A 14,333-nucleotide genomic window follows, 5' to 3' on the forward strand; every position below is an offset into this window, starting at 1 on the left:
GCCGCCTCGCCTCATGTGCCGGTCCTTACAGGTCGACCACGGTGCCGCCGATGGTCACCACGAGGGTGCCGCCGGAGTTGAAGCTCCAGGCGAGGCTGCCGCCGTAGGCCGAGCAGCGGGAGCCGTTGGAGCCGGTGTCCCACTGGTTCGAACTGTCGGAGTTCCCGACGATGCGGTCGTTGGAGCCGCTGTCGCAGGAGGTGTTGCCGCGGAACACCGAGGAGCCCGCGTCGAAGTTGAAGTTGCGCTCGCCGTTGCGGATGCTCAGGTTGTTCGAGATCGTCATCGAGCCGGGGTTCGAGTTGTACGTGAACCCGTGCTTGCCGTTCTCGAAGGCGATGGACCGCACGACCGTGTGGTTGACGGCGATGTCCTCGCCGCCGAGCTTGTAGCCGTTGCGGTCCCCGGCGCCGGCCTGGCCGCCGTTGGAGAGCGTCCCGTTGTCGTACGCGAGGGAGTCCTCGATGGTCACCGCGCCGATGGGCCCGGTGTCCGGCTTGGTGTACAGGTCCCAGCCGTCGTCGATGTTGTTGTGGGACACGCAGAACCGGAAGACGTTCCCGGAGCCGGAGGTGAGCTTCGCGGCGAAGCCGTCCGCGTCCTCGCCGTCGGAGTCGACGTTGTCGTGCGACTCGGAGCTGAGGATGAGGTTGTTCGCCGGCCACTCGCTGGAGGGCGCTCCCGCGGTGTACCGGGCGATCTGGAGGCCGGTGTCGGCGTTGTGGCGGGTCACGACCCGTTCGATGACGTTGTTGCTGCCGCCGACGAGGATGCCGTTGTCGCCCGCGTGCTCGACCACGAAGCCCTTGAAGTGCCACCAGTCGCCGCCGAGCGCGATGCCGCGGTTGGCGCTGTCCTCGGCCTGCGCCGAGAAGTTGAGCACGGGCTGCTCGCTGCCGTAGGCGAACAGCTCGGTGCGGTTGCCCGAGACGCCGTCCTTGCCCGGCGGGATGTCGACCGTGCTCGTCAGGTTGTAGGTGCCGCCGCGCAGGTAGATCGTGCCGCCCGCGGTGATCCGGCTGATCGCCGAGGCGAGGGTCGTGGGCGCGGAGATGGTGCCCGCGGCGCTGGAGGAGCCGTTGGGAGCGGCGTAGAGCGCGTCGGCGCTCGGCGGGGGCGTGGTGGTGCCGGGGTCGCCCGGGGTCGTGGGCTCCTCGGTCGGCTCCCCGGTGGTCGAGCCGTCGGGCGTGCCAGCGTAGGTCTCGAACTCGGCGACGCGCGGCGTGCCGGAGGCGCTGGTGATGACGAAGTTGATCTTCTTGAGGGAGGTCGCCGCGAAGGTGATGGTGCCCGCGCCCGTGCCGGAGGCCAGCACGGACCCGTTGTCGTTGTTGACGACCTGCCAGTTGCCGATGGTGCCGCCGCCGGAGGCGGACTTGATGACGACGGTGGAGACGGTCTTCGCCGTGTCCCACTTGACGGAGACGCGGCCGGTGGTCCCGCTGGGGGACCAGTAGGTGCTCGTGTTCCCGTCGATGACGTTGCCGTAGCTGGTGCCGGAGGCCTTCGAGGTGCCGTCGGCGCCCGCGCCGAGGCTGAGGTTGGTGCCGAGGGCCTGGGCGGAGAACGACGGCTCGTCGGCGGTGTCCGCCGCGGCCATCGTCATCGACATGGCGGTTCCGGCGATCACCACCGCCGCCGCGGCCAGGGCCGCTCCGATCCGAAGTCGGGCTGTGCGTCGCATGCGCATTACCTCTCGTGAGGGAAATATTGAGGCATTTGAATGAATCTAAGGCAAGGGCTTTCATGCGGTCAAGGGTTTCGGTGCAACCGATTGCCTAAAATTTTTCGCGGGCCACTCCGGGCACGCGAAAAGGGGCGGAACCGGACCGGTTCCGCCCCTTGGCGTCTCAATTCCCTACTGCTGCGGCGGGTAGCCGGGCGACGGCGGGACCTGCTGGCCCGGCGCCGGAGGCTGCTGCGGGTAGCCCGGCGCGGGCGGCTGCTGGCCGGGGGCCTGCTGGTACCCCTGGGCGGGGGGCTGCTGCGGGTAGCCGTGCGGCGGGACCTGCGGGGGCTTGGGCTGGTTCCCCGGCTGCGACCGCAGGTAGTGCAGGACATCGGGCTGGCTCAGCAGGTAGAAGCTGAAGCCGACCGCGCCGAGGCGCGCGAGCGACACCAGCGCGCCGACCGCCGCGATCCAGCCCCAGCCGACCCACAGGCCGCCCAGGGAGAACAGGCCGAGGAGGCCGTAGCCGACCCACAGCCCCACGCGCGGGTCCTGCGCGCCGAAGACGCCCAGCCTGCTCTTGGTGATGAACCACGCGATCGTGCCCGCCACGCCGCCGTGGAAGATCAGGCCCACGATCGACGAGGCCACCACGAATCCCGTTGCGGCCCACCACGGCGCGGTCATCATGGCGACGATCGCCAGCGGCACCATGAGCACCGACAGGGCCACGTAGCCCCACAGCAGCTGCGTCAGCTGGTTGATCTTCTTGGGCCGCCCCGGGTGCTCCTTGGCGCCCCACTCGGTCAGGAGGTCGGGCCCTCCCGGCTGCTGCGGTCCGGGCGCCCCGGGGCCGGGGGCCGCGCCGTACGGATTCGGTTCGGGCGATTGCGGCGGATACGTCATAGTCGCTGCTCCGGGCATAGAGAAGGGTGTGCTATCACTGCTCACTGTAGCCGCACCGGGCAACCGCCGGTGTCCTCCATCGCGCCCTGAACGGCCGTCCGAAACGGGTCTTGCGGAGGCACCGCGGCGCACGGAGCGGGAGGGCGGCCTCGCGGCCGCCCTCCCTTTGCGGGGGAACCTAGTCCAGGTAGTCGTCGGCGAGCTCGTCGGAGTCGGCGAACGGGTTCGTGTTCGTCGACATGGTCGACACGTCGACCGGCCGGTCGTAGGTCTGGTGCAGCGAGGGGTCCCGGTCCTCGATCGTGTAGGACCGGCGGGTGTACACCGGCGCGTCCGGCACCGTCACCTGCGGCACGACCTGGAAGTTCACGTCCATCCGGTCGGGCCGGATCACGGTCTCCACATAGCCGCGCTGCGCGTTGCGGAACTTGATGTGCGGGTTGATGACCAGCGCCGAGTTGTCCTCCGGCACCGAGTCGACCCCGTTGCCGCCCGAGGTGATCGACGTCGCGACCAGCTCCACGCCGACCGAGTCGCCCTGCGCGTCGGGGAAGTCCGGGAGGATCTCCCCGGCCCAGTGCGTGTGCACGTCCCCGGTGAGCACCACCGGGTTGCGCACCCCGGCCTCGACCCAGCCGTCGATGATCCGCTGCCGCGACGCCGCGTACCCGTCCCAGCCGTCCATGCTGGTGCGCAGCACGTCGGCGGCGGCGCTGCTGTCGCGCTGCGTGAAGAACACCTGCTGGCCGATGACGTCCCAGCGGGCCGTCGACTCGTGGAACCCGTCGATGAGCCACTCCTCCTGGTCCGCACCGGTGATGGTGCGCGACTCGTCCCACGCGTCGGCGCAGTTGCTCTGCGTCCCGTCGCCGCACGCCTGGTCGTCGCGGTACTGGCGCGTGTCGAGCATGTGGAAGTTCGCCAGTCGCCCCCACCGGACCCGCCGGTACAGCTGCATGTCGATGCCGTCGGGCACGGAGCTGCGGCGCAGCGGCATGTTCTCCCAGTACGCCTGGAACGCCGCTGCGCGGCGGGCCAGGAACGCGTCGTGGTCGGGGGTGTCCGAGCCGACCTCCGGAACCTCGTCGGCCCAGTTGTTCTCGGTCTCGTGGTCGTCCCAGATCACCAGCCACGGCGCGACGAGGTGCGCGGCCTGGAGGTCGGCGTCGGCCTTGTACTGGGCGTGGCGCTGGCGGTAGGTCGCGAGCGTGACGGTCTCGGGCCCTTCGTGGTCGCGCACGTTCCCGTCGGGGGAGTTGTAGACGCCCGCCTTGTACTCGTACTGGTAGTCGCCGAGGTGGAGGATGAGGTCGGGGTGCGACTCGGCGAGGTGGCGGTAGGCGGTGAAGTAGCCGTGCTCGTACTGGGAGCAGGACGCGAACGACATGCGCAGCTCGTTCGGCATGGAGCGGCGCGAGGGCGCGGTGAGGGTCCGCCCGACCGGGGACGCCCAGCGGCCGGTCTTGAAGCGGTAGTAGTACTCCCGGGCCGGTTCGAGCCCGTCGACTTCGATGTGGACGCTGTAGCCGACCTCGGCGGCGGTCTCGACGTGCCCGGAGGCGACGCGGTGGCGGAAGCGCTCGTCCTTGGCGACCTCCCACTTGACGTCGAAGACGCCGTTCGGCATGCCGCCGAAGCCGTCTTCGGCGAGGGGGTTCAGCGCGAGGCGGGTCCACAGGACCACGCCGTCGGGCTCGGGGTCGCCCGAGGCGACGCCGAGGGTGAACGGGTCGGCGGTGAGCGTCGGGTGGATCCTCGTCTCGGCCCAGGCCGCGGCGGGGACCGCGGTCGCGGCGGCGGCGCCGGTGGACGCGAGCAGGATGCGGCGCGACATGCGCATGGTATGGCCTCGCTTCGGGGGGAGTTGAGCGGGTTTGTGACCCGTACAGCCCAGCAAGTGAGCGTGGATTGCCCGGAACGCGCGGACGACGCGCCGGTGAACCGGGGCGGAACTCTGCTCAGGCGGCGGCGAAGGTGATGATGACGGCGGCGTGGCTGTCGTTCGCGACGGCGACCGCGTCCTCGCCGTCCTCCTCCGCGTTCGGTTCGGTCCAGCCGTCCTCTCCTGCGGCCCAGACCATGCCGCCGTACGCGACGCTGGCGATCGAGTAGTCGTAGGACCTGGCCACCGCCCAAGCGGCCCGGTTCCAGCCCTCGGCGGCGTCGCTCGGGTCGACCACGACCGTCGTGCCGTCCACTTCGGACACTTCTGCGCCCCAATGGTACTCGAACGCCTCCGCGAGCAGCTCAGGGTCCGCCGTCACCTCGGGGGCGTTCCCCCTGACGCAGCCGATGCCGCCCTCCTTGCCCCCGGCGAAGACCGCGGCGATCACCGTCGCGTCCTCCTCCCACTGCTCGTACAGGTCCGGGTAGGCGCTCACCTGGACGGCCTGCGCGGCCTCGGCGAGCGTCATGTCCTCCCAGCCGTCGGTGCGGCGCAGCTTCTCGTAGAACTTGAACGAGGCGTAGACGGGGTCCATGAGCTCCTCCTCGGAGCCCCACCCCATGCTCGGGCGCTGCTGGAACAGGCCCAGGGAGTCGTCGTGGCCGTACTCGACGTTCTTCAGCTCCGACTCCTGCATCGCCGTGGTGATCGCCACGGCCACGGCCCGCTCGTCCATGCCGTCGCGCAGCCCGACCGCACTGATCGTCGCCGCGTTCGCCGCCTGCTCCGAGGTCAGGTGGGCCTCCCCGAGGCCGGTGGTGAAGTAGCAGCCGGTCTGGCTGGGGCGCAGGGCGTCCCGTGCTTCTTCGGTGCAGCCCGCGAGCACGAGCGCCGCGAGCAGCGAGGTCAGGGCCAGGAGTGCGCGCACGGGAGACTCCGATCAGGTCGGTCGGCGGCTGGTAAGCCTACCCAAGAAGCCGGTCGCTTCTCAATGAACGAACGGACCCCTTCGCGCCCCTCTTCGGCGAAGAAGTACTCGGCCGTCAGTGCCGCCGCCTCCCGCAGCCGCTCCCGCAGATCCGGTGTGGCCGTGAGCACTTTGATCCCCGCCTGGGCCGACGGGCCGCCCGCGACCAGGCTCTCGACCAGCTCCCCCTGGTGCTTCGCGAGCGCGTCGGGCACGACCGCCCGCGTCACCAGGCCCCACGAGGACGCCTGCACCGCGTCGAACGACTCCCCGGTGAGGAACAGCCGCCGCATCAGGCCCGCGTCGAGCTTGCGCGCCACGACCGGCGCGATCACGGCCGGGACGACGCCGAGCCGGACCTCGCTGAACGCCATCGGCGCGTTGTGGGCCGCGACCACGAGGTCGGCCGCCGCGAGCAGGCCCATGCCGCCGCCCTTCGCGCCGCCGCCCGCGGCCGCGACCACCGGTTTCGGCGCCTCGCAGATGTCGGCGAGCAGCTCGGCCAGGTGCGCCGCCGGAAGGTCTTCGAGCCGCGTCGCCGCCGCAGACTCCTTCAGGTCCGCGCCCGCGCAGAACACCGGCCCGGAGTGGTCGATCACGATGACCCGCACGACCGGGTCCGCCACCGCCTCGGCGATGGCCTCGCGCAGCTCGCCGATCATGCGAGTCGAGAGCGCATTGCGCCGCTGCGGGGCGTCGAGGGTAATCGAGGCCACGTTCAGGTCCGCGCGGTACTTGATGAGAGCGTCGTTGCCGTTCACGCAAGTACCGTAGACAGGGTGTCCACCAGTCCCGCAACCGACATCGCCGCGGCCGCCGCCGACCCCTCCGCCGGGAGCGCCGGATTCGGGTTCTACGTCCACGTCCCGTTCTGCGTCTCGCGCTGCGGATACTGCGACTTCAACACCTACACCGCCTCCGAGCTGGGCGCGGGCGTCTCCCGCGACACCTACGCCGCGATCGTGCGCAGCGAGATCCGCTCCGCGGCTGCACGCTTCGACACGCGCCCGAAGGTCGACACCGTCTTCTTCGGCGGCGGCACGCCCACGCTCCTGAGCGCCGCCGACCTCGCCTCGATCCTCGCCGAGATCGACCGCGAGTTCGGGCTCGCCGACGGCTACGAGGCCACCACCGAGGCCAACCCCGAGTCGATCGACGCCGACTACCTCGCCGAACTCCACGACGGCGGCTTCACCCGCCTGTCGGTCGGCATGCAGTCCACCGCCTCCCACGTGCTCAAGGTCCTCGACCGCGAGCACTCCCCGCAGAAGGCCCTCGACGCCGTCTCGCACGCGCACAAGGCCGGTTTCGAGCACGTCAGCCTCGACCTGATCTACGGCACCCCCGGCGAGAGCGCCGCCGACTTCGCCGACAGCCTCGCCGCCGCCGTCGACACCGGCGTCGACCACGTCTCCGCGTACGCCCTCATCGTCGAGGACGGCACCGCGCTGGCCCGCCGCATCCGCTCCGGACGGGTGCCGCAGCCCTCCGACGACGTCGCCGCCGACCGCTACCTCGCCGCGGAAGCCGCCCTTTCCGCGGCCGGGTTCTCCTGGTACGAGGTCTCGAACTGGGCCAGGAACGATACCGCCAGGTGCCGACACAACCTCCTGTACTGGGAGGGCGGCCACTGGTGGGGCGCCGGTCCCGGCGCCCACTCCCATCTCCCCGGCGTGCGCTGGTGGAACCACAAGCACCCCTCCACCTACGGGACCGCCCTCGCGGAGGGCCTGCCCGTCGCGGGCCACGAGCGCCTCACCGACGACGACCGCTATCTGGAGCGGGTGCTCCTGCTCACCCGCCTCGCCAGCGGCCTCCCCCTCGCCGAGCTGCGCCCCGAGGGCCGGGCCGCCGCTGAACGCGTTGCGGCCGAAGGACTCGCCGACATCCGGGACGACCGGCTCGTCCTCACGCTCCGCGGTCGCCTCCTCGCCGACGCCGTGGTGAGAGACCTCACCGGCTGACGACGCCCGAGCGGGCGCCCCGTAGATTTGAGCCCGTCACGGACGAGCCATCCTCGCGTTGGCCGTCGCGGCGCGCCGGCCCCCAGCCGACGGCGCCGACGCGGGCCGCGCCGACCCCCGGCACCAGGTCCCGTCCCCCGTACCGGACGGAACCCCCAGGCCCCGACCCCTGAATCCTCGACACCGGAGCCCGAGCACCCATGCACACGCCATCCCCCGCCGCCACCCGCCGCGGCGTCCTCGCCGCCTCCCTCGCCGGGCTCGCCCTGGCCGCGTGCTCCGAGGAGGAGCCGCCCCCGGCGGACGACGGCGGCGCGGGCGCCGCCGAGGAGAGCCCCTCCGAATCCCCCTCGCCCGAACCGCCCCGCGAGATCACCATCACCCACGTCGGCGACACCATGCCCGGCTCCTACCCCAACCAGATGGCCTCCGACGACGGCGCCAGCTTCTTCGACGGCGTCCGCGACAACCTCACCGGGGACGTCGTCATCGCCAACATGGAAGGCGCCCTCTCCACCCTGGAGTTCGACAAGTGCGGCGGCGGCGCCTGCACCTACTTCCGCCTCCCCTCCGACTACGCCCAGGTCTTCGCCGACGCGGGCTTCCACGTCCTCAACCAGGCCAACAACCACGGCTGGGACGCCGGACCCGACGGCGCCACCGAGACCCAGGACGCCATCCGCGCCGCCGGCATGGAGGTCTGCGGCATCAAGGACGAGGTCGCCCTCGTCGAGACCGAGTCCGGCCTCACCGTCGGCCTCGTCGGCTTCGCGCCCTACACCTTCTACACCGACAACCGCGACCTCGACGCCGTCGCCGCCCTCGTCTCCGCCGCCAAGGAGCAGGCCGACATCGTCGTCGCCACCGCCCACCTCGGCGCCGAGGGCACCGACCACCGCCACGTCCCCGAAGGCGTCGAGAACTACCTCGGCGAGGACCGCGGCGACACCCGCGCCTTCGCCCACACCTGCATCGACTCCGGCGCCGACCTCGTCTTCGGCCACGGCCCGCACGTGCTGCGCGGCATGGAGGTCTACAACGGCAAGCTCATCGCCTACTCCCTCGGGAACTTCGGCGGCGGCCAGAACCTCTTCAGCATGGACGGCGCCCTCGGCCGCTCCGCGATCCTCTCGGTCACCATCCGCGAGGACGGCACCATCGCCGCCGCCAAGGCCCAGGCCAGCCGCATGAACGGCGACGGCTACCCCACCATCGACGAGGACAACGGCGCGTTCGACGACCTCAACGAGCTGGCCGCCGACTTCGGCGACAGCGGCGTGACCGTCGCCGACGACGGCGCGCTCATCATCCCGGGCGTCTGACCCCCCACGTACACTGGCACTCCTGGACAGGGAGTGCCAAACTTGAGTCCGGCAGACTGAGCTTCCGCTCGGCCTGCCGGACCGAAGTAGGCACCGAGACCGAGGGGACGTGGCGGCGATGGACGATCGCAAGCTCGAAGTGCTGCGCGCCATCGTCGAGGACTACGTGGCGACCCAGGAGCCCGTCGGCTCCAAGGCCGTCGCCCAGCGCCACGCCCTGGGCGTCTCCGCCGCCACCGTCCGCAACGACATGGCCTACCTCGAAGAGGCCGGGTACATCCAGCAGCCCCACACCTCCGCGGGCCGCATCCCCACCGCCAAGGGCTACCGCCTCTTCGTCGACCGCCTCGGCAAGATCAAGCCGCTCTCGGCCGCCGAGCGCCGCGCCGTCCACCGCTTCCTCGCCGAAGCGATCGACCTCGACGACGTCGTCACCCGCACCGTGCGCCTCCTCGCCCAGCTCACGCACCAGGTCGCCGTCGTCCAGTACCCGAGCCTCAACCGCTCCTCCGTGCGCCACCTCGAACTCGTGTCCCTCACCCCCACCCGGCTCATGCTCGTCATGATCACCGACACCGGACGCGTCGAGCAGCGCTACGTCGAGGTCCCCGCCGAGCTCACCGAGGACGACGTCCTCGACCTGCGCCGCCTCGTCAACGAGCAGCTCCAGGGGAAGGCCCTCGCCGACGCCCCCCGCATCATCGCCGGACTCGCCGGGCTCGCCCGCCCCGAACTGCGCGCCACCGCCTCCGAGCTGGCCCGCGTCCTCCTCGACTCCGTCGTCGCCCGCACCGAGGAGCGCGTGGCCGTCGCCGGCGCCGCGAACCTCACCCGCAACGGGAACTTCTTCGCCGGGTCCCTGCGGCCCATCCTCGAAGCGCTCGAAGAGGAGGTCGTGCTCATGCAGCTGCTGGGCCGCGCCGACTCCAACGCGCTGCTGACGGTCCGGATCGGCGACGAGAACGAGGTCGCCGACTTCCGGGAGGCCACCGTCGTCACTGCCGGGTACGGCCCCGGCTCCGTCGTCGGGCACATGGGCGTGCTCGGGCCGACCCGCATGGACTACCCGGGCACGATCGCGGCCGTCCGCGCCGTCGCCCGGTACGTATCAGAGATTTTGGAACAGAACCGCTGACAGGACGATGAGCATCCACGTGGCTAAGGACTACTACGGCATCCTCGGTGTCGAGCGCAACGCGACCGAGGACGAGCTGAAGAAGGCGTACCGGAAGCTGGCGCGCAAGTACCACCCCGACGTCAGCGACGAACCCGACGCGCAGGAGCGCCTCCAGGAGATCAACGCCGCCTTCGAGGTCCTCATGGACCCCCAGAAGCGGGCGATCGTCGACGCGGGCGGCGACCCGTACGCGCGCGGCGCCGCGGGGGGCGGCGCCGGGGCCCCGTTCATGGGCTTCGAGGACATCATGGACGCGTTCTTCGGCGGCTCCATGGGCGGCTTCGGCCGCCGCGGCCCCCGCTCGCGCACCCGGCCCGGCAACGACGCGCTCCTGCGCCTCGACCTCGACCTCGAAGAGGTCGCGTTCGGCACCGAGTCCACGCTCACCGTCGACACCGCGATCCTCTGCGACGCCTGCGACGGCACCTGCACCGAGGGCTCCAGCGAACCGCAGACGTGCTCCACGTGCGGCGGCTCCGGCGAGGTCCAGGTCGTGCAGCGCACCATCCTCGGCCAGGTCCGCACCGCGCGCCCCTGCTCGGCCTGCTCCGGCTACGGCACGATCATCACCGACCCGTGCCGCAAGTGCGGCGGCGAAGGCCGCGTGCGCTCGCGCCGGCGCATCACCGTCAAGGTCCCCGCGGGCGTCGAGGACGGCATGCGCATCCGCCTCTCCGGCGAAGGCGAGGTCGGCCCCGGCGGCGGCCCCGCCGGCGACCTGTACGTCGAGGTCCACGAGAAGCCCCACGAGGTCTTCACCCGCGAAGGCTCCGACCTGCGCTGCCGCGTCCGCGTCCCCATGACGCAGGCCGCCCTCGGCACCAAGCTCACCATCCACACCCTCGACGACCAGGTCGAAGTCGAGGTCTCCTCCGGCACGCAGCCCGGCACGATCAAGAAGGTCCGCGGCCACGGCGTCCCCAAGCTCCGCGGCGGCGGCACCCGCGGCGACCTCTACGTCGAACTCGACGTGCGCACCCCGAGCAAGCTCGACGCCGAGCAGGAGGAGCTCCTGCGCAAGCTCGCGAGCCTCCGCGACGAGGAGATCAAGGAAGTCAAAGGCGGATCCGGTTTTTTTAGCCGCATGCGCGACGCGTTCAACGGCCACGCATAGGCCCCCAGCCTGACGAGCCCCGTCCCCCACTCCAGCGGTCGGGAGGCGGGGCTCCGCTACACTCCGGCCCCGTGATCAGCCTCGACCCCACCGCACTCGCGCTCCTCGCCCTCCTCGTCGTCGCGGGCCTCGTCGCCCTCGTCGTCTCCCTGCGCCGCCGCACCGCTCCCGCGGGCGGCCCCCGCCTCGACGCGGTCCCGCCGCCCGGCGGCCCGCAGACCGGCGAGCGCTGGTTGGCCGACGTGCCCTTCGAGGACGAGCCGCGCCGTTCCAAAGAGCGCCCCGTCCTCGTCATCGGCTACTCCGGCCGCGGGTACTGGGTCCTCAAATGCACCACCCAGGAGCCCCGCGAGGCCGAATGGCGCGTCGCCGCCCCCGCGAACCGCTGGGACCCGCCCGCCGACAAGGACGGCTGGGTCGACCTCGCCCCCGTCCACCTCCCGCGCCGCCGCTTCGACCACGCCTTCGGCCGCATCGGCGACCCGGCCCTCTACCGCAAGATCACCGGCCGCCTCCGCTGGGAACGCGCCGTCGACTTCACCCGCTGAATGCCCACTACACTGGCCCGGTGAGCGATCCGGTCTTCCTCGTCGACGCCCTCCCGGCCCCCGGCGACTACGTCCTCGACGGCCCCGAAGGGCACCACGCCGCCGACGTGCAGCGCCTCCAGCCCGGCGAGACCCTGCTCCTCGCCGACGGCTCCGGCGGCGTCGCCGCCGCGCGCGTCGCCCACGCCGAGCGCGGGCTCCTGCGCCTCGACGTCCTCGACAACCGCACGCTCCCCGACCCCGACCCGAAGCTCACCGTCGTCCAGGCCCTCCCCAAGGGCGACCGGGGCGAGCGCGCCGTGCAGATGCTCACCGAGATCGGCGTCGACGAAGTGATCCCCTGGGCCGCATCGCGGTCCATCGTCCAGTGGAAGGGCCCGCGCGGCGACAAGGCCCGCGCCAAATGGGACGCGACCGCCCGCGAGGCCTCCAAGCAGGCCCGCCGCGCCCACCTCGCGCACGTCGCCGAGCTGCACACCACGAAGCAGCTCGTGCAGCGCCTCCGCGCGGCCGCGCAGGTCCTCGTCCTCCACGAGGAGGCCACCCTCCCGCTCTCGCAGGTCCCGCTGTCCACCTCCGGTGAGATCGCCCTCGTCATCGGCCCCGAAGGCTCCATCAGCCCCGACGAGCTCGCCGCCCTGGCCGAGTTCGGCGAGCCGGTCCGCCTCGGCGACACCGTCCTGCGCACCTCCACCGCGGGCCCCGCGGCCCTCGCGGTCCTCCAGGCCCGCCTCGGCCGCTGGTGACCGGCCGCGCCTCCTAAGATCACCGGATGACCGACACCGACTGCATCTTCTGCAAGCTCGCCGCGGGCGAGATCCCTTCCCAGAAGGTGAAGGAGACCGAGCGCGTGCTCGCGTTCCGCGACCTGTACCCCAAGGCCCCCGTGCACGTCCTGGTCATGCCCAAGGACCACTACGCGAACACGGCCGAGCTCACCGCCGCCGACCCCGAGCTGGCGGCGGAGGTCCTGACCGTCGCGACCGAGGTCGCGGAGTCGGAGGGCATCGCCGAGACCGGGTGGAACCTCCTCGCGAACACCGGCGCCGAGGCCGGGCAGACCATCTTCCACGTGCACTTCCACGTGCTCGGCGGCAAAGCGTTCGAACCGCTGCTGGCGGGATGAAATCACACCGCCGCCCCGTTTACCCGCTGTCCCTTGTCGCAGGCAGGAACTACCATTGGGGCATGGAAACCGCGGCTCCCGAGGGGCCGCTCGAAGTCTCTTTTGAGGAAGCAGGTGGCGAACAGCCCTCGCGGCGAAGCCTATGACCGACCGCTCTGACAACGTCAACAACTCTTCGACGATCACGTCCACGATCACCGTCGGCGACCAGAGCGCGCTCATGGCACTGCTGGGCCGCGCCGACGAGAACCTGCGCTACATCGAACGCCGCTTCCCCGGCGTCGACCTCCACGTGCGCGGGGACACCATCACCCTCACCGGCATCAACGGGGCGCCGCGCGCCGCCGAACGACTCGTGAAGGAGCTGCTCGCCTTGATCGAGAACGGCGAGAACGTCGATCCCGACATCATCCGGCGCACGGAGAACATGCTCAAATCCGCGCCCGGCGAGCGCCCCGTGGACGTGCTCACGCAGAACATCGTCTCCAAGCGCGGCAAGGCGATCCGCCCCAAGACCATCGGGCAGAAGCGCTACGTCGAGGCGATCGACAACAACACGATCGTGTTCGGCATCGGCCCCGCGGGCACCGGCAAGACCTACCTCGCCATGGCGAAGGCCGTCCAGGCGCTCCAGGCCAAGGAGATCAGCCGGATCATCCTCACCCGCCCCGCGGTCGAGGCCGGCGAGCGGCTCGGGTTCCTGCCCGGCACGCTCTTCGAGAAGATCGACCCGTACCTGCGCCCGCTGTACGACGCGCTGCACGACATGATCGACCCGGGCTCGATCCCGAAGCTCATGGAGTCCGGCACGATCGAGGTCGCGCCGCTCGCGTTCATGCGCGGGCGCACGCTCAACGACGCGTTCATCATCCTCGACGAGGCGCAGAACACCACGCCCGAGCAGATGAAGATGTTCCTCACCCGCCTCGGCTTCGGCTCGAAGATCGTCGTCACCGGCGACGTCACCCAGGTCGACCTGCCCGGCGGCACCACCTCCGGGCTGCGCGTGGTCCGCGACATCCTCGAAGGCGTCGAGGACGTGCACTTCGCCACGCTCCGGGCGGAAGACGTCGTCCGCCACCAGCTCGTCAGCGATATCGTGAACGCCTACGAGAAGTGGGACGCCGCGAAGGACGGCCATCGCGCACCCGCCGGGAAAGGGCATCGAGGGAACCGTGGGCATCGAGATCATCAATGAGTCCGGGCGCGACGTCGACGAAGCGGGCATCCGCGCCGTCGCCGAGTTCGCGCTCCTGGAGATGGGCGTCAACCCGCTCGCCGAGCTCTCGGTCCTCATCGTCGACATCGAGCACATGACCGAGCTGAACAAGCGCTGGATGGGCGGCAGCGGGCCCACCGACGTCCTGTCGTTCCCGATGGACGACGCGATGCCGGCCCGCCCCGACTCCTCGGAGCCGGGCACGCCCATCCTCGGCGACCTCGTGCTCTCGCCCGAAGTCGCCGAGGCCCAGGCCAAGGACGCCGGGCACTCCACCGCCGACGAGATGCACATGCTCTCCGTCCACGGCGTGCTCCACATCCTCGGCTACGACCACGCCGAACCGGAGCAGGCCAAGGAGATGTTCGGCCTCCAGAACCGGCTGCTCGACTCCTGGCGGGCCAGACGCACGGCCTCGGCGGAGAGTTAGGCCCCG

General features: G+C 71.2%; 14 protein-coding genes. 9 read left to right on the forward strand and 5 right to left on the reverse strand.

What is annotated here, in order from left to right; genetic code table 11:
* Positions 1-25: 25 nt before the first annotated feature.
* The 5 genes from WA640_RS26370 to WA640_RS26390 all read right to left on the reverse strand — a co-directional run bounded on the left by WA640_RS26370 (position 26) and on the right by WA640_RS26390 (position 6,188).
* Entirely contained in the window at positions 26-1,684 is a 1,659-nt protein-coding gene (locus WA640_RS26370) for a hypothetical protein (protein ID WP_219926827.1), read from the reverse strand.
* Between the two features lie 174 nt (positions 1,685-1,858).
* On the reverse strand, positions 1,859-2,575 hold the full coding sequence (locus tag WA640_RS26375) for a hypothetical protein (protein WP_335991841.1): 717 nt from the start codon (positions 2,573-2,575) through the stop codon (positions 1,859-1,861).
* 178 nt (positions 2,576-2,753) lie between these two features.
* A complete protein-coding gene (locus tag WA640_RS26380; protein ID WP_442904838.1) occupies positions 2,754-4,415 on the reverse strand; it encodes an alkaline phosphatase D family protein in 1,662 nt (553 codons plus the stop codon).
* A 118-nt stretch (positions 4,416-4,533) separates the two neighbouring features.
* The gene (locus WA640_RS26385; RefSeq protein ID WP_335991843.1) at positions 4,534-5,388 is read right to left on the reverse strand and encodes a hypothetical protein; all 855 of its coding nucleotides are present in this window, start codon (positions 5,386-5,388) and stop codon (positions 4,534-4,536) included.
* Positions 5,367-6,188: an enoyl-CoA hydratase-related protein gene (locus WA640_RS26390; protein ID WP_219926825.1), complete on the reverse strand. Its 822-nt coding sequence runs from the start codon at positions 6,186-6,188 to the stop codon at positions 5,367-5,369. The genes WA640_RS26385 and WA640_RS26390 overlap by 22 nt, the downstream gene beginning before the upstream one ends.
* A gap of 18 nt (positions 6,189-6,206) precedes the next feature.
* On the opposite strand from WA640_RS26390, the gene hemW reads away from it, so the two are divergent.
* The 9 genes from hemW (at position 6,207) to ybeY (ending at position 14,327) form a co-directional block, all read left to right on the forward strand.
* Positions 6,207-7,391 carry a radical SAM family heme chaperone HemW gene (hemW, locus tag WA640_RS26395; protein WP_335991844.1) on the forward strand — a complete coding sequence of 395 codons (1,185 nt, stop codon included), beginning with the start codon at positions 6,207-6,209 and terminating at the stop codon, positions 7,389-7,391.
* Between the two features lie 200 nt (positions 7,392-7,591).
* Positions 7,592-8,713: a CapA family protein gene (locus WA640_RS26400; RefSeq protein ID WP_335991845.1), complete on the forward strand. Its 1,122-nt coding sequence runs from the start codon at positions 7,592-7,594 to the stop codon at positions 8,711-8,713.
* Between the two features lie 118 nt (positions 8,714-8,831).
* Entirely contained in the window at positions 8,832-9,848 is a 1,017-nt protein-coding gene (gene hrcA, locus WA640_RS26405) for a heat-inducible transcriptional repressor HrcA (RefSeq protein WP_335991846.1), read from the forward strand.
* Between the two features lie 19 nt (positions 9,849-9,867).
* Positions 9,868-11,004 (forward strand): molecular chaperone DnaJ, encoded by a 1,137-nt coding sequence (gene dnaJ, locus WA640_RS26410; protein WP_106365166.1) that lies wholly within the window; start codon positions 9,868-9,870, stop codon positions 11,002-11,004.
* 71 nt (positions 11,005-11,075) lie between these two features.
* Positions 11,076-11,552, forward strand: a complete 477-nt coding sequence (locus WA640_RS26415) for a hypothetical protein (RefSeq protein ID WP_335991847.1) — start codon at positions 11,076-11,078, stop codon at positions 11,550-11,552.
* A 20-nt stretch (positions 11,553-11,572) separates the two neighbouring features.
* On the forward strand, positions 11,573-12,298 hold the full coding sequence (locus WA640_RS26420) for a 16S rRNA (uracil(1498)-N(3))-methyltransferase (RefSeq protein ID WP_335991848.1): 726 nt from the start codon (positions 11,573-11,575) through the stop codon (positions 12,296-12,298).
* Between the two features lie 26 nt (positions 12,299-12,324).
* On the forward strand, positions 12,325-12,678 hold the full coding sequence (locus tag WA640_RS26425; protein ID WP_335991849.1) for a histidine triad nucleotide-binding protein: 354 nt from the start codon (positions 12,325-12,327) through the stop codon (positions 12,676-12,678).
* Positions 12,679-12,820: 142 nt separating this feature from the next.
* Positions 12,821-13,876 (forward strand): PhoH family protein, encoded by a 1,056-nt coding sequence (locus WA640_RS26430; protein ID WP_335991850.1) that lies wholly within the window; start codon positions 12,821-12,823, stop codon positions 13,874-13,876.
* Positions 13,854-14,327: an rRNA maturation RNase YbeY gene (ybeY, locus tag WA640_RS26435; RefSeq protein WP_106365114.1), complete on the forward strand. Its 474-nt coding sequence runs from the start codon at positions 13,854-13,856 to the stop codon at positions 14,325-14,327. The genes WA640_RS26430 and ybeY overlap by 23 nt, the downstream gene beginning before the upstream one ends.
* The last annotated feature ends 6 nt before the right edge of the window (positions 14,328-14,333 follow it).

The organism is Glycomyces sp. MUSA5-2 (genome assembly GCF_037034145.1).
GTDB classification, from domain to species: domain Bacteria; phylum Actinomycetota; class Actinomycetes; order Mycobacteriales; family Micromonosporaceae; genus Glycomyces; species Glycomyces artemisiae.

Excerpts from the sequence above, each read along its gene's own strand:
- WA640_RS26370 (WP_219926827.1), bottom strand. The coding sequence starts at position 1,684 with ATGCGACGCACAGCCCGACTTCGGATCGGAGCGGCCCTGGCCGCGGCG.
- WA640_RS26375 (WP_335991841.1), bottom strand. The coding sequence starts at position 2,575 with ATGACGTATCCGCCGCAATCGCCCGAACCGAATCCGTACGGCGCGGCC.
- WA640_RS26380 (WP_442904838.1), bottom strand. The coding sequence starts at position 4,415 with ATGCGCATGTCGCGCCGCATCCTGCTCGCGTCCACCGGCGCCGCCGCC.
- WA640_RS26400 (WP_335991845.1), top strand. The coding sequence starts at position 7,592 with ATGCACACGCCATCCCCCGCCGCCACCCGCCGCGGCGTCCTCGCCGCC.
- hrcA (WP_335991846.1), top strand. The coding sequence starts at position 8,832 with ATGGACGATCGCAAGCTCGAAGTGCTGCGCGCCATCGTCGAGGACTAC.
- WA640_RS26425 (WP_335991849.1), top strand. The coding sequence starts at position 12,325 with ATGACCGACACCGACTGCATCTTCTGCAAGCTCGCCGCGGGCGAGATC.
- WA640_RS26430 (WP_335991850.1), top strand. The coding sequence starts at position 12,821 with ATGACCGACCGCTCTGACAACGTCAACAACTCTTCGACGATCACGTCC.